This window comes from Glaciecola sp. G7-5, assembly GCF_055808975.1.
In genome coordinates, this window is record NZ_CM147892.1 from 3026264 (window position 1) to 3046648 (window position 20385).

Below are 20385 nucleotides of genomic sequence, written 5' to 3' on the forward strand. Positions count from 1 at the left end.
TGCCAAATTCGTTGAAACCATGGGTCACTTGCTTCGAAAGTCCCGGGAGTATCTCCTACACCTGTCCAGCGGTATTCTCAAACCATGCACTTTTACACCTCTTGGTATCGTAAACTCGATTACACTACCATTGGTCCAAGAATAAGATTCAAACTGTTGACGACCGGCTTTACTGGTATAGAAGGTTTCAATGGTGTTTAAGCGCATATTTGTTTTAATGTGAATATCAAGCCCAGCCTCGGCTTCAATATCAAAATAGGGCGTAAAGTTTTTATTAAAATCCAGTGCGCATTTGATTTTTTTACCATCAGCAATAAATGGAAATTTTGTAGAGGGATAATTCGTGCAATTTTCTAAGCCATGATCAGTTAATATGGGAATTTCACTTTCATACAAATCATAGAAAGGTGCTCGCGGAACAGCAATTGCACGTTTCGGATGCTCCCATAGCGAATCGTCATAGCCAGGTAAATACCAAGCGTTCTCAGCCCAATCACTCATGTCTTTTCTGGCATCATATTTTATATTCCAAGCCGCAACTCGGTAGGGTTTGCGTTTATCTAGATGTTGTATATAAGCGGGGTGACGTTTTACTTTCCATGATGTATCGCTTGCTATTAACGTTTTACCTGCTTGGGCTTGAAAGAAAAAACCACCATTGCCAGAGGATAAATGAGTCCCTTTCTCGCCATTAGAACCGTAATACCAAACCAAAGCGGCAATGGTATTATTCCCATTCTTTAGGTATTTAGATATGTCTACAGTGTCGTAATAACGATTACTTGCTACTGGAATATTATCAACACGTGGTCCTGGTTTGACAGGCGAGGGACCACCGGTATAACTGCCTTCAAATACGACTAATTCACCGTTTATCCATAACCAATATTTTGTATCGGCACTTATGTAAGCCAGGGTTGGCTGACTATCTAAGCCATCTACAGATACTTGGTGGCGAAATGCCATCCACGAATTGGGGATCATGGCATCTTTACCCCAGATCCAAGCGCCTTGCCATTTTTTCACAGATGCCTCGCTTAGACCGCTAGCTAATGCAATGGAAACAAAAGCAAGCAAGTAAAGACATTTCATTGTTTGATACATAAATTTACCTACTCTCTATTTTTTTCATAATGAACAAAGGGCGCTGTAATTAACGCCGATTGTTGTATACCAATCTTGTTCGCGCATTCTTCTACAATTCCACGGTTTTTAAAGGACTTAAGGTTACCGGCCCTAATAAACCTGAATTAACTAATGGGTCACCTTTATTAACAAATTTATAAGTGGTAAAAGTCATTCGATGGCCTTTTTCCCCAGACATAGGCAGAGGCTCGTTGTTGGTGTACCAAGTAGGCATAACGCTCACTGGCTTCCCATTGGCTTGCCAAAAGCCAGAAGTGTCAGGATAGCTTTCATCACTAATCATACGATTAGTCCATGAGCTGGCGACCTCAACACGAATATCATTTTTGCCTGGTGTTAAATAGTCAGTTACATCTAAGGTAAATGGAGCTATCCAAACAACGCCTGCTTCAACATTATTAATAAATACTTGTGCGCTATCATCGACTTGGCCTAAATCTAAAATAACCTTTTGTTTGCTGTCTAAGATAGCCTCCGATAAAACAAATGATTTTTGATAAATGCTAATCCCTGAATAGGCTTGAATGGCGGGGTCTGTATGGTCTTTAAAGTAGCTTAGCTGATTAAAAATGACCGATTTATCTAAGCCATATTGTTTGAGAAACGTGACCCTCCAGCTACCATCTAAAGTTTGCGTTTTAGGCATTGCATCAAACGAAACTGTTCTATTACGATCATCAATAAACAAGTTATAGTTTTCATTAGATTTACTAGACACGGTAAGTGCCATATTCTTGTTGTAGTTCACATCGATATCGAGTTCTTTGACAATGTCAGGACTAAGCGATTTCACACCTTGACTTGCTTGCTGAAATACAACAAAAGTTGATTCGTTAGGGTCTAAGCGGAAAGTAACCCGCGTTGTTGTGCCATCATCGCTAAAACTGGCTAACTTTTTAGTTTTACCTGTTCGGGCATTCCACAATTCAGGAATTTTGCCGTTTATTTCAAAGGTGGCATCAAATAGCTTGCGTTCGCCGGAGTCGTTATAAAGGAAATAAATATCTTGTAGGCTTGTCTTTCGATGGGCGTAATATAAATTGCTCATATTTGCCACTTTCAAATCGTAGTTAAGACCCTGTTTTTTATATAAATTGCTCCACTGTGCAGGGCTTTTTACGCTTAGGTGAGTATTTTCCTGTGACCAAATATAATCGACCATCTGTGAAAATTGCTGTTGTTGCTCTGCTGAGATATTTCTACCGGCTAGTTGCTTTATTGGTGTGCCTATTATCACGCCGCCTTGCTTTGCAAATTGATAGATTTTTTTAACCGAATCAAAATACAAGGTATCATTGTTGGTAAGTTTTAATACTTTATATTTCACTCCATGCGACAATTGGTAGCGCCCGTTTTTAAAGTCTAGATCTTGCAATTTTTCACGATTCAAACAATCGTAATTAATGTAACTTGGAATGTTTTTGCCATTGTGCCGACGGTCTGGACAAGTGGTAGGCGCAGCATCACCCACATACCATAAAACATCAGAAACGGGCTGACCTTGGCGTAACATAAACTGACCGCGACTAAGGTATGTCATCCAATCTTTTCCCGCAGTGGCAAACCATGGTTGTGTTGCATCGATATGCGCCCCCCATCGCTCCATCGTCATTCCTGGAACAACATGAGTATTTGCTTGATGGACAAAACGGTGGAAAACAAATTGGTTAATCCCAAGTGCCCAACTAAAATCACCATCATATTTCGCATAAGCTGGATTAAAGCGCCAATTAACTTCAGGTAAAGCGGTAAATGCTTCAGCACTGATCACATTTTTGTTGTAAATATGCCCGGCTGAAGTGCTAGATTGAATCATATAAATATTGCGCTTAAGCCAAAACTCTCCCATAGGAATGTCGGCTTTACTACCTGCATCTAGGTCGTTAAATGGGCCAATGCCATAAGGTTCAATATAGGTTTTAATACCATCTGCATTGGCAAGTTCGGTAAAATATTGATAATAGTTTTTAGTAATAAGTTGGTTATTTAAATCACGGATATCCCATAAAACAGATTCGGTTGTGGCGACATTGTCTACAAACTTGCCCGCAAACAAGGGTAAAAACCTTATCAAGTCATAATTATATTCGCGTTTAAATTTTTGCTCATAATCTTGAGTCCAGTTTTGACCACCAACTTCGTAGCTGTCTATTTCTAAACTATGCATTACGCCTGGTGCGACTTCGTTTACTTTATTTATAACGTTAGTTACATAGGCATCATAATGCGCTTTGAAGGCCTCGCGGCTATATTTATCGACTTCCAAGCCACGCCCTTCTGCAGTAGGGGGGATATTGGTCGTTCCTTTGGCAGTATAGCCAAAGCGCATTATTGTCCAATTGCCTAGGGGTAATGTCGTTGCTAACTGTCCGCTCTCAGATAATTTATCTGTTAGGTTGATAATGGTTTTAGGGTCGATAATATTTTTGTTACTAGGGGCAATGTTGTCAGGCATTTTGTTGTAATCAGTTCTAGTTGCTGACGTACGCCCTAAAAAATTTCCGATTTTGGGAATACTCGATAACCTTGCTTCATAGATGTTGAGTGTTTTATCTGCCACAATTCTGAAATGTTTGGCAGTTACGCCTTCAAAGGCGCCATCAAGCGCCCAGCGTATACGGCCCGGTCGGTTAACTTTTAAATCAACATGTTTTTTGAAGTTTTTACCATCGTTAGAGTATTGCAACTCGTACTTAATATGTTTGCCAAAACTTATATCCATACTGGCAAACCTGATCGTGACAGGCTTGTCGTAGGAAAATTGCAACCAAACCGCTTGCCCCTCGTTGGATTTTATCGACGATTTATTTATCACTTCTATATTTGAAACTACAGATATGTCAAAGTCAGGATCAGATGCGCTTATGCGCGGTGTTAATTGCGCATCAAGCAATTCGCTGTCCATAGATGGATAAGCTAGCACGGCAATATCTTGATAATAATCTAACATTGTCATTGGCTGACTTATTTGTAGATTAATCTTGCCACCGTTGTTTGCGTTACTTTGAACAATCGTTTCATTCCAAGTCACTTGTTTCATCGAATGTTCAGGGCTAACCCAAGGCCCGCCGCTTGAAGACCACCCATCACAATTATGTAAGCCAAAACTCAATCCTAAACGTTTCGACTCAAGCGCCATGTGGCCAATAAACTCGATGTGTTGCGGTGAGTTAAATAAAACCTCACCTTTTGGCATATTTAAGCCAATATTAAAAAGAATTGTGCCTCCTATGCCCGCATCTGCCATCGCTTCTAAATCTTTCGTTATGCCTTCTTTTGACATATTTGCATTCATCACGTGATACCAAGTCAATGGTTTGGTCTGGCTTGGAGGAGTTAGAAAAGCATCCTTCAGTGTTTCTGTCGTTAGAGTCGTATCGGTTTTCGCTTCATTTTCATGCCGTGAATCAACGACAATATTTTTACTAGCTTGGGGAGAAGCGGCAGGTTTATCAGTGCAACCTAACAACACAGCAATTGCGAAGATAAGCATTGAATAATTCAGTGGTGGTCTATACATCATGGTTTTAATTCTTATGATTTGGCTGCTTATACTCAGCAGAAGTTGAATTTATTTTTTACAAGGTGCATCGAGCAAATTAACTTATCAGCGGATCAGCTAAGCTAATCCGTTTTGCTATTTTGGCAATGTCAGACGCGGCTTTTATCTGGTTTTTATCTTTTGGAAAAAACTCTGCACCAATATAGCCCTTGTATCCCAGTTCACGGAGCTTGGTAAATACTCGGTCATAAACAACTTCACCTGTACCGGGTTGATTGCGACCCGGAGAATCAGCAAATTGGATGTAAGCAACCTGGTCAAACCCATTTTCTAGATGCGTGATTAAATTACCATTGCTGCGCTGCATATGAAAAAAATCCCAGTTGAGTTTGACGCTCGGCGAGTTTATCTCGCGACAAATACTAAGAGCGGGTTCATTTCCATACAAAAAATCACCTTTGTGATTGAATGGATTATACGGCTCAATTGTCGCCACCATGTTTTCGGCTTCTAGGCGAGGCACGGCTCGCTTTAAAACTCGTGTGTAATTGGCGACCATTTGCTCCATCGATAAGCCTTCAACTACTTTGTGACCCGTTAAATTAAAATTCGGGACCTTGAGTGTTTTGCCAGCCGCTATTGCCATTTCTAACCACTCTAGAAATTTTTCTTCATTTTGGGGATCTGCCATTGCAGGCGCATTAGGTGAATAGCTAGTGATACGTATGCCTTGTTCTTGCGCTCGTTGGGCAATAGATTCTGGGGTTTTTCCTCGTTTCGCTTGATACGGATTCCATATTTCAACTGCCGAAAAACCCAAGGCTTTTGCCGCATTTATACGATCTAAAAATGGCATGGGTCTAAACCATTGTTCGATATTGCAAGAGAAAGAACGTAGCCAGCGTTGTCGTTCAGGCAAGGGCATGATATCTGTTTCTAATTTTTCTATTGCGGCTGGCTTGGTACCTAAGCTTGAACATGCCGATAGCCCGGTAGCAGCTATGCCGGCGGCTGTTGAGCGTGTAATAAACTGTCGTCTATTCATTATAATTTTCCTACTTGCATTAATTTTGCTGCATAGTCAGCCGCACGAGCTGTTATCGCCATATAAGTGAGAGAGGGGTTTTGTGTGGCACAAGACGACATACAAGCGCCATCAGTAACAAACAAATTTTCTACATCATGGCTTTGTGCCCACTTATTCAAGACTGATGTTTTAGGGTTACTGCCCATACATGCGCCGCCCATTTCATGAGTTCGTCTGCCAAGGGTAAAGTGTTTTTCCAAATCAGCTTGTCTAATTTTTATGTTGCTACAACCGGCTACTTTCAACATTTCATTGATGTCGACGGCGGCTTGTTTGATCATTTTGCGTTCGTTATCACCAATTTGAGCGTCAATGTGTAATTGAGGAATGCCCCATTGATCTGTTTTTGTTGGATGTAAGCTGGCCTTATTGTCAAAATAAGGCAAAATTTCACCATACATTAAAGCCTTAAATTGCCAGGGCTTGGTTTGTTTAGCGGCATCTTTTACTTGTGCACCTATCCCAACAGATTTTGCTGATGTGCCAGCATTTGGCCTCGAACCTGCTGTTGCCTGGAAACCGTAGCCTCGAATAAAATCGACATCCTCAGTCTTATCGTGACGATAATTAGGAACGTAAGTAGCAATAGGGCGGCGTCCGTAGCTATATCTATCTTCAAGCCCTAAGACATCGGCTGTTGCAAAAACCCCCATAAAGTGGTCCATAATGTAGTGACCTACCGCACCACTTGAGTTTGCAATACCGTTGGGGAAGGTTTTTGATTTAGAATTAAGCAGTATTTGTACAGAGCCTAAAGCAGAAGCACATAAGAAAACGACGCGGGCTTTGTAGCTTCGCCGCGTTTTAGTTTTGGCGTCGATAACAGTAACCCCTGCTGCCTTGCCTGTGTTTTCATCGTAATCAACAGTCTCAGCAATAGCGTCTGTCACTATGTTTAGCTTACCCGTTTTCTTTGCGCTAGGGAGGGTGGCAGATAAGGAGCTAAAGTACGCGCCAAATACACAGCCCCGTTGACAATAGGCACGGGCTTGGCATTTACCGCGACCAAGTTGCACATGTTCTTTTGTCGGTTCGGTTAGGTTTGCTGAGCGACCAATAATCAAATGTCGGTCGCTATAATGCGCTGCCCATTTTTTTGCGATGTGCTTTTCGGCAGAACTCATTTCCCACGGCTTTTGAAACACGCCATCGGGCAACACATCTAAGCCATCTTTATTAGCCGATACGCCAATATAAGATTCTACGTAGTCGTACCAAGGCGCTAAATCGTCATAAGTAATTGGCCAAGCCACACCGTGCCCGTCTTTTGCGTTGGCAGCAAAATCTTTTGGCCCCCAACGTAAAACTTGTCGGCCCCAAGTAATAGAACGTCCACCTAATTGATAGCCTCGTGTCCACATAAATGGGCGTTCTTCAGGGTGGGAGTAGGGATGCTCTTTGTCATCAACAAAAAATTGAATAGAGTCTGACTTTAAAACGCCTTTTTTAGCTTTTAGTTGTTCGTAGCGGCCTTGCTCTGCTAGCTCCTCTGATGCTAAACCCATGTTGTCTAGCTGCCATGGTGCTTTCATATCATTATATTCTGGACTGGGGTGGTCTAAATGACGACCTCGTTCAATGACGAGTGTTTTGTAACCTTTTTCACAAAATTCTTTTGCGGCCCAACCACCAGTAATCCCTGAGCCAACAACGATGACATCATATTCATGCTTACTATTTATTTGGGTTTGTTGACTCATAGATAACCTCTGGTTTGAATTTCAATTAACTCTTTTTTACTGATGTCGCCACGATATCCGCCGGGAATTAATACAAACTCAGGGTTAGTAAGTTCTGAGTTGTAATACACGTGAAATATCATTTCTTTTAATTTACGATAACTTTTCGACAGTGGGGTGTTTTGCTTAGCAAAAGCGGTTTTGTCTAATTCCTCTACTAACGCTTGTCGGGCAGGTAAGGCTAGGTGGCTATAAGTTACTTGATAAGTAGCCTTCGCAATACTATCAACTTGGCTAAGAATATAGCGATACTGCTTTTTGCTTGTTTCGCCAGCCCATGTGACCATTAAGCCATCAAGCACCGAACTTACGTTGACATCGGTGGCTCCAGGCGTATCTGTTTTTGGCAACATGATCTCAGCGATGTCGGTTAAAATAGTCAGTTCCTTAGCGCTAAAAAATTGGCCTTTATCGACCACCTTATGTATTTGATTCTTACTATTGAAAATGCTCGCCAATAGCGGCGCAGATACGATATAAGCGGTTGCGCCGATAAAGACTCTTCGGCTTATTTTGATTTCATGCACAGTACTTCTCCAGAATAGTCATATTTAAAACATCATCCAATAGCCAAGCGCTAGCGCTTGTTATCAAGCTAATAGCCGCTTTGTAAAGAGGGGCAAAATATAAGGGGTCATTTGGATTAATTTGATTGGCAGGTTTATTACCCGAAATCATGGCGCGCACTAGATTTTCATTTTTGACCAATACATAAAAGAACACGGCGACTAGATGCACCCAGATTAGCGCCACTAAGATAGTAAAATTTAGCCCATGTAACTTCGTCATAGTATCCGACATCGATTTACTTACCGAATCAGACAATGCGCCACTAAAACCGAGATCATCATTGGCGTACATTCCCGAAATTACTTGAAAGCCAAAGAACAAAAACATTGCTATGACCATCCATGCACCAGCAGGATTGTGACCTGTAGAGTGGGAGGTATTTAAGTTTAGTGATGACTTGAGATAGGTAAGGGCCTTAAGTGGATTAACAACAAAATGCCGAAAACGCGCCGTCGAAGAACCGATAATTCCCCAAATAATTCTGAATACAAGTAGCGCAAATAAAGTATGACCTATTATTTCATGCGCCTTAATCATGCGATTTTCGATGGTCACCCAAGCGGCAATAACCAATAATACCAAGCTCCAATGAAATAAACGGATGGGGAGGTCCCACACTTTAATTTGTTTCATCGCTTATCTCCTTTGTACGCTATACAACACAATATTGTGATCGGCATATTGTGTTTTTATAGACGGTGTGACCAAACTAGCATCAGCAAATACTTTCTCTAGCTTAGGTAATTGCAGTAATGAGACTAATGTTTTGCTGCTTATCTTGGTATCTGTCAGCCTAAGTTCTTGCAATGCTTGCATAGATTTAAGCAGCGCCAATGAGTTATCGCTAATATGCGTGCTACTTAAATTCAAATCAGCAATAAGATCTTTCACTGGTGATAGTTGCGTTAACTTGTCATCAGTCATATTCGACGCTAGCTTATTAAAATCGATGCTTAATAATTCAGATGTACGGGCAATATAATGAATACGGTGACGGAATCTTTGCTGTAAATCTTCAACCTGCGTTTTATTTGGTGACCGTAAAGTATCGATTTTTTGCCAGTCTATATCGCTAAACTTGATGGCTTTAACCTTTGCTGGTGCATCGGGGAAATCCGCTTCGCTTAGCTGACCAGAACCACCTTTTGCTAACCACATTTCGATAAGCGCTAACTCTTGTTCAGTATGACGTTCGCGACCATAAGGGGGCATGGCTAGTCGGTCAGTGGCTGGTAAACTCATGCGCTTAACAATTAAGTTGTTTGCCCTACCTGTTAAGTCGGCGTCGCTACGGCCTGAAAATGTCAATTGGCGATAGCTGTCTAAACGTAAATGTCCCTTAGCTTTGTTGCTGTCGTGGCAAGCCACACAATACTTTTCAAAAACAGGGTCAATACGACTGTTATAAAATGAGTTCTCATGAGCTTCTAGCTTGGGGCTTAATTGCAATTTTTCTTTTATTTGTTGCATCCACTCAGGCTGACTGTTTACAAAGAGTATTAGCCATAAAAGGCTTAGCACACTCACTGCGCCAAAATAATATTTGGCGTTCTTTTGCTGTTGAGGTAGGGACGATTGATGATTCATTTATACAAGGATTACTGCAAAATTTGGGAAACAATATGGGCATGTTCAACGCCGGTTAATCGTTGATTTAAGCCCTGAAAGCGATAATTTAAATCATAATGATTAAAGCCTAGCTGGTATAAGATGGTGGCATGGAAATCAGCAATATCTACTTTATCTTTTACTACTTCATAACCGAGTTCGTCTGTTTCTCCGTGACTGTAGCCGCCTTTAACACCTGCGCCAGCCATCCACATGGTAAAGGCGTTGGGGTGATGATCTCGTCCTGCAAATGGGGCATCTTGGCCGCCTCTATTTTCGAGCATAGGTGTGCGTCCAAACTCTCCGCCCCAAATAACCAGGGTGTCTTCCAACATGCCTCTTTGCTTCAAATCTTCAAGTAGGGCGGCCATGGGTTGATCAGTGCCTTTACACAAATCAACAAACCCATGATGCAGTGAGCCGTTTTTTCCTGAACCATGGGAATCCCAACCGTAGTCGAACAGTTGTATAAAACGCACGCCTCGCTCAGCCAGACGTCTAGCAACTAGACAGTTATTAGCAAAACTGGCCTCGCCAGGTTTAGCCGCATAATTAGAGAGGGTTTGCGCAGATTCTTGTTTAATGTCAAAAGCATCTGACGCTTCAATTTGCATGCGATAAGCCATTTCGTATTGGGCAATACGGGTGAGAGTTTCTGGATCGCCAACGGCCTCGTAGCTTTGCTGATTCAGGTTTGCAATAGCATCTAAAACTCGGCGACGTAGGGGGCGGCTTACGTCTTTTGGATTACTCAAGTACAAAACGGGGTCACCTTGAGAGCGGCATTCCACGCCTTGATAAACACTGGGTAAATAACCCGAACCCCACAGTTGCTTCCCGCCATCAGGCGCGTTCATGCCCGATACCAATGAAACAAATCCGGGTAAGTTTTGATTCATTGTACCTAAACCATAAGTAGTCCATGCGCCAATAGAAGGTTTACCAGATAATGCAGAACCTGTATGCATAAGTAGTTGTGCAGGGGCATGGTTAAACTGATTGGTTTTCATAGACTTGATAAAACAAATATCGTCAACATGTTTCGCGAGGTGGGGCATCCTATCGGAAACCCACGCCCCGCTTTCTCCGTGTTGCTTAAACGGAAATTGCGGACCAAGCAATTTAGGCACCCCAGAAATAAACGCGAATTGTTTACCTTCCAAAAATTCTTTAGGAGTAAGCTTGCCATTGTATTTTTCTAACACTGGTTTGTAGTCAAACAGCTCTAGTTGACTTGGTGCGCCCACCATATGCATATAGATAACCCGTTTTGCTTTTGCTGGATATTGAGGTGGTAAAGGTGCCAGCGGCTCAGTCATGGGGCGAGAAAAATCAAGTTGTTGACCCGAAGCCTGAACCTGACTGGGAAACATTGAAGCTAAAAACGCACTGCCTAACAAACAACTCCCTTGGCTTAAAAATGTACGACGGGTTTGATCTTGTAATTGTGCATATTTCAAATGCTGTAATTCGGCAGCGGTTGCAAACGCTTTTTTGTGATTTCGTGTAAATAAATTTTTCATAAAATTACCGTTTGTTAGCGTGTTAAGGCATCGTCTAAATTCAAAATTACAGACGCCATTGCCGCCCAAGTGTTGTTAATCGTTGATTGCATTGGCGCGTCAGCTTGTGCAACATCTGCTTGAATATTCTTTAATGCTTGATGCAAACTATGTATTTCTTGCGCTCTAGGCTCTCTGGACACCACACGTATAAATCCATCAATTAATGCGCTGTGTTCATCTTTATTTTTTGCTTGTTGTTGCATCAACATACCTAAACTTTGCGCTGCCTCATGATAAACAGGATCGTTTAAGGTCACCAAAGCTTGTAATGGGGTGTTGGTGGGTAAGCGTCTTTGATGGCTAATTTCACGGGTTTCCATATCGAAAGTTAAAAAACTAGGATACATAAACGCACGTTTAACAAAGGTGTATATTGCTCGACGATATCGATTATCATCGTTGTCGTTAACCCAATCTTTAAACTTCACACCGGGATGACCCCATATACCATCTGGTTGAGGTGGCATATTAGGTTCTCCACCAATTCTGTGTTTTATTAATCCACTGGCGCTCAACGCTTGATCACGAATCATTTCTGCACTTAATCGTTGTCTGGGACCGCGAGCAAACAGTTCGTTACTTGGATCGCGTTCATATAACTGGGGGTCAACTTTACTGTCTTGTTGATAAGTTCGACTCATTACTATCAATTTCAGCAGTGCTTTAGTGTCCCATTGTAAATTTTCTTGGAATTCTACTGCCAACCAATCCAGCAATTTGGGATGGCTAGGTAGGCTTCCCGCGCTGCCAAAGTCTTCTAAGGTTTTAACAATACCGATACCAAATAGGCGATGCCACAAGCGGTTTACAGCTACCCTTGACGTTAAAGGTTGTTCTGGTTCAAAAAACCACTGGGCGAATCCTAGTCGTGTGGCCTGTTGCTTAAATGCAGGGAATATTTCTGGTGTACCTGGCGCTAATAGTTTATTTTCTTTTTCTAACATATTGCCGCGCTTAAAAGTGGCCATTGCGCGTTGATCCCACTTTTCTTGCTCGAACATGACCGGCATTTCATAGCCATCGATGCTATTCAATTGGCTTTTCAACTCAGCGTATTGTTTAAGATTTTCAGTCCGTTGTTGACTATTTGCATAAGCTGGCCATTGCGGATTGTTTGTTGCTTCTATGCGTATGCGGTGTATTCTTGCAGGCATGCCATCTGGCTGCATCATGCGCTGCATTTGCGAAATTTCGAACGCTAGCTTATCTCCTTGTGCAAGCCTGAGGGGGTGGCTTAACACCGCGGCGCTCCATCTCGGTAGATGTATACGATGCGCATACCAACCAACGCCGGCCCCTGTATCCAGCCCAGCACTGTCATCCGGCAGTTCATTTAATTTGCTTAATTGCTCATCCATCACTTCGGTTGAATGAGACATGTGAGTTTTGACCGCAAGTTGCTGTTTGCTGCCATCAGCCTTGATCAAGAATATTTTTAAGTCATCTATGTGGAATGACTTTTCTGGCGTATGTCGCGCTTTTTCTGGATTTTGAGGCACAGCGATAAAGCGTAAAGTATTGATTGTTTGTGTAGCCTCAAATGCTTGGCTACGTAAACTAAAAAATACCCTCGGTTCAAAACTACCCGACTCAAACATTTCGCCATCTTTAATAGTGTACTCTCTGACAGGCTGCTTTTTGGCTAACAATTGTTGTAAGTTAGCTTTAGCTATTTTGATGAGTTCTTTGTAGCGATAGTTAATTTTTTCACCCTTGGATTTGCGGGCAGCATTGTGGTCTTCTAGTTCTTTAATGTAAGTACGCAAACCTCGCGCTTCATCTGCCAACGCAGATTCGATCTTAATTTTCTCCCATGGGGTGTTTGATTTTTCCGTCTGCTGACTAAGCGTATACGCTTTATGCGCTTCATGACGACGAATTTCGTCTAATTCTTCTTGCAGCTCAAAGGCGAGTTGTTTTTGCATCTCGTTTTTAGCCACTTTGTACAGCGGTTTATAATCGCGGTAATCCGCATCTTTTGAAGTATTGAAAAAACTGAGTGACTGGTAATATTCATCGTGCTCGATAGGATCGTAAGGATGAGAATGACACTGCACGCAGTTCATTGTCATAGCGTTTAGTACAGACCAAGTAGTTGCACTTCGATCCATCACTGCTACCATACGGAATTCTTCATCGTCTGTTCCTCCCTCACTGTTTGCGGGTGTTTGACGGTGAAAACCTGTAGCTATAATCTGTTCTAAACTGCGCTGAGGCATAAGATCGCCAGCGAGTTGTTCAATCATAAAATCTTTATACGATTTATTGTTATTGAGTGCATTGATCACCCACTCTTTATAATGCCAAGTGTCTCGTTCTTCGTCTCGGGTAAATCCCCAACTGTCGGCATATCGGGCTAAGTCCATCCACATTGCTGCCCATCTTTCACCAAATCTAGGTGACGCTAGCAATCTGTCTACTTGCTTTTCGAAGGCCCTTGGGCTGTTGTCGCTTAAAAAGTTGTCGATTTCTTGCGGAGTAGGTGGTAAGCCAATCAAATCAAACGACACGCGTCTAAGTAGGGCATTTTTGTTAGCAACAGGTGCTAGGCTTAAGTTCTGTTGCTCTAAACGCGCTTGAATAAAATTATCAATTTGATTATGGATAACGGACTCGTTGTTCACCTTTGCAGCGGCGGTTTTTTCTGCTGGAATAAAGGCCCAATGTTCTTCCCATTGTGCGCCTTGTGCTATCCACGTTTTAAGTAAATGAATATCGTTAGCAGATAAAGCGGGTGCTTTATAAGGCATGCGAATGTTTGGGTCGCTAGATTCTACCCGAGCAATTAATTCTGAGGCATCTGGGTCACCAGGTACGATGGTGAGCCGACCTGAATGACCACGACCAAGCGCTTCTTCCCGATAAATAAAAGACACATCAGCTTGTTTACCAACACCACCGTGACAACCGGTACAGTTTTTGTTTAATATAGGCCGAATATCTTGATTAAAAGAAATCTTTTCAACATTTTGTTGAGTGATATCATCACTGCAAGCAGTGAGTAAACTCAATATTAATAGGCCAGTCCAAGGCGTAAAGTTAAGTGTCGGTTTCATCATAATTAACTGTGTTTTTTATTTCCATCATATATTTTGATAGGATTAAGCGTCATTTTTGCGCGATTGGTGTTGTCGATCGAAACGTACAATCCGACCCCATTTATTCCACTCGCTTATAAATAAATTACCTTGATGATCAAAAGTAATGCCGTGTGGCGCGGTAAAAATACCGTTTCGCCATTTTGCTGGTTGAGTGACATTGGTATTTATTTCGGTGTCGACTTCATTAGTGCCGAGCGTACTAACTATATTGCCTGATTTATCAAGTAAACTTACTCGACCGCCTATTTCTGCTACCGCTGCTAAATCGCCAAAAAAGTCTACCGCGCTTGGTCGTCTTAGATTGTTTGCATAGGTGCCAATCAACTGGCCGTCTAATTGCATATGCACTAAACGACCATTGTTGCGATCGGTACATATAAGGCGATTGGGTTGATAACGAGGATCAATATGAATTTTATGGCAGTTGTTAAACAGATACGGTGCATTTTGCCCGCCAAAACTTGTTAGATACTTACCTTCAGCTGAAAATTTATGGATGTAATCTAAACTGTAACCATCTACAACATACATATTGCCATCGCGATCAACATCAATGGCTGTTAGTTTAATTGGAGCAAGTTTTGGCTTATTTGGGTCAAGCTTATGATAGCGTTTGGGTATCAACTGGGTGGCATCCAGAGTAAATACAATATCGCCACTGAGAGTCATTTTCACTATTTCTTGGTGTTTCAAAGACGCGCCGTAGATATATTCGAGGCCGTTTTTATCTTGGTGTATTACGAAACCATGGAAGTCGTCGGGAGCATTCGGCACTTGACCTATTCGTTTCCCATCAGGTGAATAGATATGAACGCCACCTTTTTGTTGTGGGGTACTCATTAGACTCAGGTAAAAATTGCCGTTTTCAGCAATGTCTATTTCGCCATGGGATTTACCAATTGCGAATTGCCCATTACTTAACGACGTCCATTGAGACGATACTTGGTAATCATCAATTGAGCTATGGTCATGTTCTTCATGCGCTATGGCCATAGAGGCTTGTAGCGCAATTAAACTTGTGAATAAAAATGTGAAATATTGATTTACCTTCATGGGTTTACCTTAGGTCAACTTCGTCTACATCTTTTTACAGGAAGTAAAACTCATCACGTTGGTTATGTTTTTAGCACCGCTGTCGCTGCTACTAAGCGCGCCAGACTCACACTTAACGATTTGAATCGATGCAAAATAACAGAAAGAAAATAAAATAATTTCGGTTTTTATTTGCATATTGACTATAATAAAGTGAAAATGACGTAAAATGATTGTAAATGAATTTATTTATAATGTCATCGTTAAATGAGGGTTTTTAATAACTTGACATGTTTTTATCAACACTGTGAGTTGTAACTGTCTGAAAATATTGATTTTAATCGGATTGTAAGTTTAATTTTTGTTTTTTTAATTGTTAAAGAGTAAGTATGATTTTTAAAGTTTCGCAGACACTTGTTATCTCTCTAATTGGCTTGCAAATGGTTTTTGGTTTGAATGCTGTCGCCAATTCTCATACAAATACTGATAACAAGCTAAAACCAAACATTTTATGGTTAGTTTTAGAAGATATGAGTCCAATCATACCTGCTTATGGTGACACCACTATAACTACCCCCAATATAAGTTGGCTTGCAAGTGAAGGAGTCAAATACACAAATGTATATTCGACATCTGGCGTATGTGCCCCCAGTCGTGCAGGCTTAGCTTTAGGCATGTATCCTTCGTCTGTAGGTGCAAATCATATGCGTACCACTTCATATACTGACGTGACGGGTTTACCTAAGTACGCTGCCGTGCCGCCGCCAAAAGCTAAGATGCTCAGTCAATATATGCGTGATTTGGGCTATTACACGACCAATAACTATAAAACTGACTATCAATTTGAAGCACCAAGAAATGCATGGGACGAAAGCGGTATATATGCGCATTGGCGCAATCGTCCAGAAAATAAACCGTTTTTTGCGGTGGTGAATTTTACCACTACACATGAATCAGGTTTATTCGAACCATATGGTATTCGCGAAATAGAATCTAGACATTATTTTTCTGATGACGCGGCTCGTATTGCTAAGTTGTCACCTAGCCCACGTCAAAAAACTACAGAAGCACAGACGCCAATTCATGTTTCAAAAGATATAGATTTTCCTATTCCGCCGTATTTGCCAGATACCCCATTGGTTCGCCGAGACCTATGGAAAATGTATAACAATTTAGCCGAAACGGATCGTCAAATTGGCGCGGTGTTAGCACAATTAAAGCAAGACAAGCTATTAGATAAAACAATTATTTTTCTCTATTCCGATCATGGTGGGCCTCTTCCTCGGCAAAAACGCTTGGTCTATGATAGTGGTCTGAAAGTGCCGCTGATCATTCGATTTCCTGACCGCCGGCAAGCGGCTACAACAGATGATAAACTCGTGAGCTTCATCGATTTTGCTCCCACCACCATGAAGCTAGCAGGTATGGACACGCCTAGTCATATGCACGGGCAAGATTTTCTTCAAAATGGCCTAATTCAGCGTGAATATATCCACGCTGCAGCAGACCGATTTGATGGTTTCACCGATGTTATCAGAGCCGTAAAGAACAAGCGTTTTAAGTACATTCGCAATTATCGACCTGAACAAGCTTACTATTTGCCCGTTGCTTACAGAGAAAAGATACCAACAATGCAAGAGCTATTGCGACTACGAAATGCTGAAAAGCTCAGTCCTGCACAGGCGCAATGGTTTAGACCGTTTAAACAAAAAGATGAGTTGTTCGATACGCTCAATGACCCTTTTGAATTGAATAATTTAGCGAGTGATCCAGCGTTTAAGGAAGAGTTAACAACGCTCAGTAACGAAATGGATAGATGGTTGGCAGAAATAGGTGACAAGCCTAATATTTCTGAAAGAGAGCTAATTACAAAGCTTTGGCAGGGTAGTAAAACGCAGCCAAAAACGGCTAGGCCTATTATCAAAATAGAAAATGGTAAAGTCTCGCTCACAAGCGCAACGAAGGGCGCATCAATAAGTTACAAGCTAATCCAAAATAATTACGAACCCGTTGAATGGGAACAATACTCCCAAGCGTTTTCTGTGCCAAGTACAACGCAATTGAAAGTTGTTGCTCAACGAATTGGATATCAGGAAAGTGACTTACAACATCTTGTACTGATAAATAATAAAGTTCAATTATGAGCGTGCTCTAATTAAGCTTTTTGTATATTAAAAATTAAACGGAGTATTTATGTCATTTTGGCCAAAAGCAAGGCGTAAAATAGCAACATTAGGTGTTATTAGTGCTTTAAGCTTCATCGTTGCTTGCAATGCCCCAGAGACGGGTTCTATGTCAACTACTAATGACAACGTTCAAATGTTGGCCGCGCCTGTTGCTCTAAAAGTCGGTGAAGGATTTGAAAATCCCATCGGTTACTATGAAGCTGAGCCAAGGTTTTCTTGGAAGATTGACGCTAATACTGAAACGGATTTTCAAAGCGCATATCAAATCCAAGTGGCGTCAGCGGCCGGTGATTTTGCAAGCAAAAAAATGCTATGGGATAGCCAAAAAGTAGAATCTAAGCAAAGCGCTTGGGTTAGATACAAAGGTAAAGCCTTGTCTTCTCGCCAATCACTTGTTTGGCGTGTGCGTATTTGGGGAGAAAACGACAGGCCGTCGTCTTGGAGTGAGCCTCACTCACTTGAGTTAGGTTTGTTAGATAACCACGATTGGCAGGCTCAATGGATTGGACACCCAGATACAGAGTTAACGAAGCGCCCGTCACAAGAAACGTTAGCAACACCTCAGTATTTACACAAAGTATTTAACATTGAAGGCGAAGTGGTTAAAGCTCGTTTATATATAAGTGCTAAGGGTTTATTTAAGCCATTTATTAATGGTGCTGAAGTATCAAGCGAAGATGTAATGACGCCCGGTTGGACGCCTTATGCTAAGCGTATTGAGTCATTAACTTATGATCTTACCGACAGTCTACAGCAGGGCGACAATGCGATTGCGGCGAGTATCGCAGGAGGTTGGTATGCCGGTCGTGTATATAAATTTAAAGATAGAGACCATCAATTACCGGCTCGACTATTAGCTCAGTTAGAAATAACTTTTGCTGATGGACGCAAGCAAATCATAGTAAGTGACAAAAGTTGGTCAGCGACCTTAAATGGGCCCATTCGTTTTGCCAGCATTTACGATGGTGAACGCTATGATCAAAGCTTGGAAATGCCGGGTTGGACCAGTGCTAATTTTCATTTATCGGGCTGGTCACCAGTAATTGCTGAGCCACTCGACAAAAAGGTGCTTATTGCACCAAAGCGACACACCCCCATTCGTATCACTGAACAAATGCCGGTAAAAGATATTGTGAGTCATCAAGAGGGCGTCGTCGTTTTTGATTTTGGTCAAAACATGGTAGGTGTACCTAAACTAAATATCCCCGTTATTGCAGGCCAACAAATTAAAGTTCGCTATGCTGAAGCCCTGCATAAAGGCGAGTTTTATACTGACAACTACCGTAGTGCAGAATCGTCTAATTATTACCTACCTAATAAAACAGGGACAATTCAGTATCAGCCCACCTTCACTTATCATGGGTATCGCTACATAGAAATTTCTGGTTTTGATACAACGAAAACGCCTAATAAGCAGTGGGCAACAGCCATGATCCAGCATTCTGATATGGATATTCGTGCAAATTTTGAAAGCTCTCATCCGAAGTTAAATCAATTATCGAAAAATATCGTGTGGGGCATGAGAAGTAACTTTTTCGATATTCCACTTGATTGCCCCCAGCGTGATGAGCGCTTGGGTTGGACAGGAGACGCCCAAGTATTCGCAACGCCCTCTATGTATATGGCCGATGTTTATGGCTTTTGGTCGGCTTGGTTACAAAGCGTACGAGAAGAGCAAGGTCCTGACGGGAAAATACCGGTATATATTCCTTTTGTAGAATGGATTAATTTCGCGTCTTCTGGTTGGGGCGATGCAGTTACGATAATTCCTTGGGAACTTTATGTGGTGACAGGGGATGAAACAATATTATCTGATAACTTTGAGATGATGAAAGCATGGTTAAGCTATCACGAAAAGAAAAGTAAAAATTTAATTTCTACCATGACAACCTTTGGCGATTGGTTACAACCTTATCCAGAAAATTTAAAAGAAGGTGATAACGGTAATCGCGGCAATACAGATTTTAGTTTAATAGGGACAGCGTATTTCGCTCGCTCAGTAGAGTTAACCTTAAAGACAGCACAAGTACTAAATAAAAGTGAAGATATTGATAGATTAACTCAGTTGCACCAGCAAATTAAAGACGCCTTTATGCAGGAATTTTTTGACGAGCACTTAAGCCTTAAAAAAGAAAATGCGATTGCCACACAAACTACTTATTTACTTGGCCTAGCTTATGATTTGTTTCCAAATGAAAAGCGCGATATTGCCGTTGATAAACTGATTATGCTTATTGATAAAGCGGACTCTCATTTACGCACTGGCTTTTTAGGTACACCTTTATTAACACAAGTGCTACAAGACGCCGGTCGAAGTGATGTGATTTACGAGCTGTTGTTTAAAGAGTCATATCCGTCTTGGTTTTATTCAATCAACAATGGCGCGACAACTACCTGGGAACGGTGGAATTCTTACAGTATAGAAGATGGCTTTAATCCACAGGGAATGAACTCCTTAAATCACTACGCCTATGGCACCGTATCTCGTTGGTTCTATGAAGGCATTTTAGGGATTACACCAATTGAGCCAGGCTTCAAACATATCCGAATTGAACCTCAGTTTGGTGACAAATTGTCGCATGCAGAGGGTGGCTATATGACGCCTAATGGAGAAGTTTACGTTGAATGGAACATCAAAAATAAGCAGTTGAGCATGGGTATTAGTGTGCCAAAGAACAGTACTGCAGATTTAGTATTGCCAAAGGCAGTTGGCAATAGCTTGACCGTGAATGGCAAGAGTATATCTGACAACGCGTATAAGGATTTATCACCCGGAAACTATAGAATAAAAGCAACAATTGAGTGGGAGTAGTTCGGCTACTTTTCCAAAGCGTGTGTATGGCAATGAA

12 protein-coding genes are annotated in these 20385 nt (G+C 41.6%); 2 read left to right on the forward strand and 10 right to left on the reverse strand.

Annotated features, from left to right (window positions below):
* Nucleotides 1-24: 24 nt before the first annotated feature.
* From AC0L6H_RS13305 to AC0L6H_RS13350, 10 genes are all read right to left on the reverse strand, one after another.
* The gene (locus AC0L6H_RS13305; RefSeq protein ID WP_473389521.1) at nt 25-1104 is read right to left on the reverse strand and encodes an alpha-L-rhamnosidase N-terminal domain-containing protein; all 1080 of its coding nucleotides are present in this window, start codon (nt 1102-1104) and stop codon (nt 25-27) included.
* Nucleotides 1105-1195: 91 nt separating this feature from the next.
* Nucleotides 1196-4669: a glycosyl hydrolase gene (locus AC0L6H_RS13310; RefSeq protein ID WP_473389522.1), complete on the reverse strand. Its 3474-nt coding sequence runs from the start codon at nt 4667-4669 to the stop codon at nt 1196-1198.
* A 76-nt stretch (nt 4670-4745) separates the two neighbouring features.
* A complete protein-coding gene (locus tag AC0L6H_RS13315) occupies nt 4746-5693 on the reverse strand; it encodes a TIM barrel protein (RefSeq protein ID WP_473389523.1) in 948 nt (315 codons plus the stop codon).
* Nucleotides 5693-7435, reverse strand: coding sequence for a GMC oxidoreductase (locus AC0L6H_RS13320; RefSeq protein ID WP_473389524.1), 1743 nt, complete (start codon nt 7433-7435; stop codon nt 5693-5695). Before AC0L6H_RS13320 ends, AC0L6H_RS13315 begins: the two co-directional genes overlap by 1 nt.
* Complete coding sequence (locus AC0L6H_RS13325) at nt 7432-8001, reverse strand: gluconate 2-dehydrogenase subunit 3 family protein (protein ID WP_473389526.1); 570 nt, start codon at nt 7999-8001, stop codon at nt 7432-7434. Before AC0L6H_RS13325 ends, AC0L6H_RS13320 begins: the two co-directional genes overlap by 4 nt.
* Nucleotides 7994-8677, reverse strand: coding sequence for a cytochrome b/b6 domain-containing protein (locus AC0L6H_RS13330; protein ID WP_473389527.1), 684 nt, complete (start codon nt 8675-8677; stop codon nt 7994-7996). The genes AC0L6H_RS13325 and AC0L6H_RS13330 overlap by 8 nt, the downstream gene beginning before the upstream one ends.
* A gap of 3 nt (nt 8678-8680) precedes the next feature.
* Nucleotides 8681-9631 carry a c-type cytochrome domain-containing protein gene (locus AC0L6H_RS13335; protein ID WP_473389528.1) on the reverse strand — a complete coding sequence of 317 codons (951 nt, stop codon included), beginning with the start codon at nt 9629-9631 and terminating at the stop codon, nt 8681-8683.
* Nucleotides 9632-9642: 11 nt separating this feature from the next.
* Complete coding sequence (locus tag AC0L6H_RS13340; protein WP_473389529.1) at nt 9643-11175, reverse strand: DUF1501 domain-containing protein; 1533 nt, start codon at nt 11173-11175, stop codon at nt 9643-9645.
* 14 nt (nt 11176-11189) lie between these two features.
* Nucleotides 11190-14276, reverse strand: coding sequence for a PSD1 and planctomycete cytochrome C domain-containing protein (locus AC0L6H_RS13345; protein ID WP_473389531.1), 3087 nt, complete (start codon nt 14274-14276; stop codon nt 11190-11192).
* Nucleotides 14277-14318: 42 nt separating this feature from the next.
* Nucleotides 14319-15371 carry an NHL repeat-containing protein gene (locus tag AC0L6H_RS13350; RefSeq protein ID WP_473389532.1) on the reverse strand — a complete coding sequence of 351 codons (1053 nt, stop codon included), beginning with the start codon at nt 15369-15371 and terminating at the stop codon, nt 14319-14321.
* 368 nt (nt 15372-15739) lie between these two features.
* On the opposite strand from AC0L6H_RS13350, the gene AC0L6H_RS13355 reads away from it, so the two are divergent.
* Nucleotides 15740-17494, forward strand: coding sequence for a sulfatase-like hydrolase/transferase (locus AC0L6H_RS13355; protein ID WP_473389533.1), 1755 nt, complete (start codon nt 15740-15742; stop codon nt 17492-17494).
* Between the two features lie 49 nt (nt 17495-17543).
* Nucleotides 17544-20348, forward strand: a complete 2805-nt coding sequence (locus tag AC0L6H_RS13360) for a family 78 glycoside hydrolase catalytic domain (protein WP_473389534.1) — start codon at nt 17544-17546, stop codon at nt 20346-20348.
* The last annotated feature ends 37 nt before the right edge of the window (nt 20349-20385 follow it).

Coding starts and splice junctions, on each gene's coding strand:
- AC0L6H_RS13305 (WP_473389521.1), bottom strand. CDS start 1,104: ATGTATCAAACAATGAAATGTCTTTACTTGCTTGCTTTTGTTTCCATT.
- AC0L6H_RS13310 (WP_473389522.1), bottom strand. CDS start 4,669: ATGATGTATAGACCACCACTGAATTATTCAATGCTTATCTTCGCAATT.
- AC0L6H_RS13315 (WP_473389523.1), bottom strand. CDS start 5,693: ATGAATAGACGACAGTTTATTACACGCTCAACAGCCGCCGGCATAGCT.
- AC0L6H_RS13320 (WP_473389524.1), bottom strand. CDS start 7,435: ATGAGTCAACAAACCCAAATAAATAGTAAGCATGAATATGATGTCATC.
- AC0L6H_RS13330 (WP_473389527.1), bottom strand. CDS start 8,677: ATGAAACAAATTAAAGTGTGGGACCTCCCCATCCGTTTATTTCATTGG.
- AC0L6H_RS13335 (WP_473389528.1), bottom strand. CDS start 9,631: ATGAATCATCAATCGTCCCTACCTCAACAGCAAAAGAACGCCAAATAT.
- AC0L6H_RS13340 (WP_473389529.1), bottom strand. CDS start 11,175: ATGAAAAATTTATTTACACGAAATCACAAAAAAGCGTTTGCAACCGCT.
- AC0L6H_RS13345 (WP_473389531.1), bottom strand. CDS start 14,276: ATGATGAAACCGACACTTAACTTTACGCCTTGGACTGGCCTATTAATA.
- AC0L6H_RS13350 (WP_473389532.1), bottom strand. CDS start 15,371: ATGAAGGTAAATCAATATTTCACATTTTTATTCACAAGTTTAATTGCG.
- AC0L6H_RS13355 (WP_473389533.1), top strand. CDS start 15,740: ATGATTTTTAAAGTTTCGCAGACACTTGTTATCTCTCTAATTGGCTTG.
- AC0L6H_RS13360 (WP_473389534.1), top strand. CDS start 17,544: ATGTCATTTTGGCCAAAAGCAAGGCGTAAAATAGCAACATTAGGTGTT.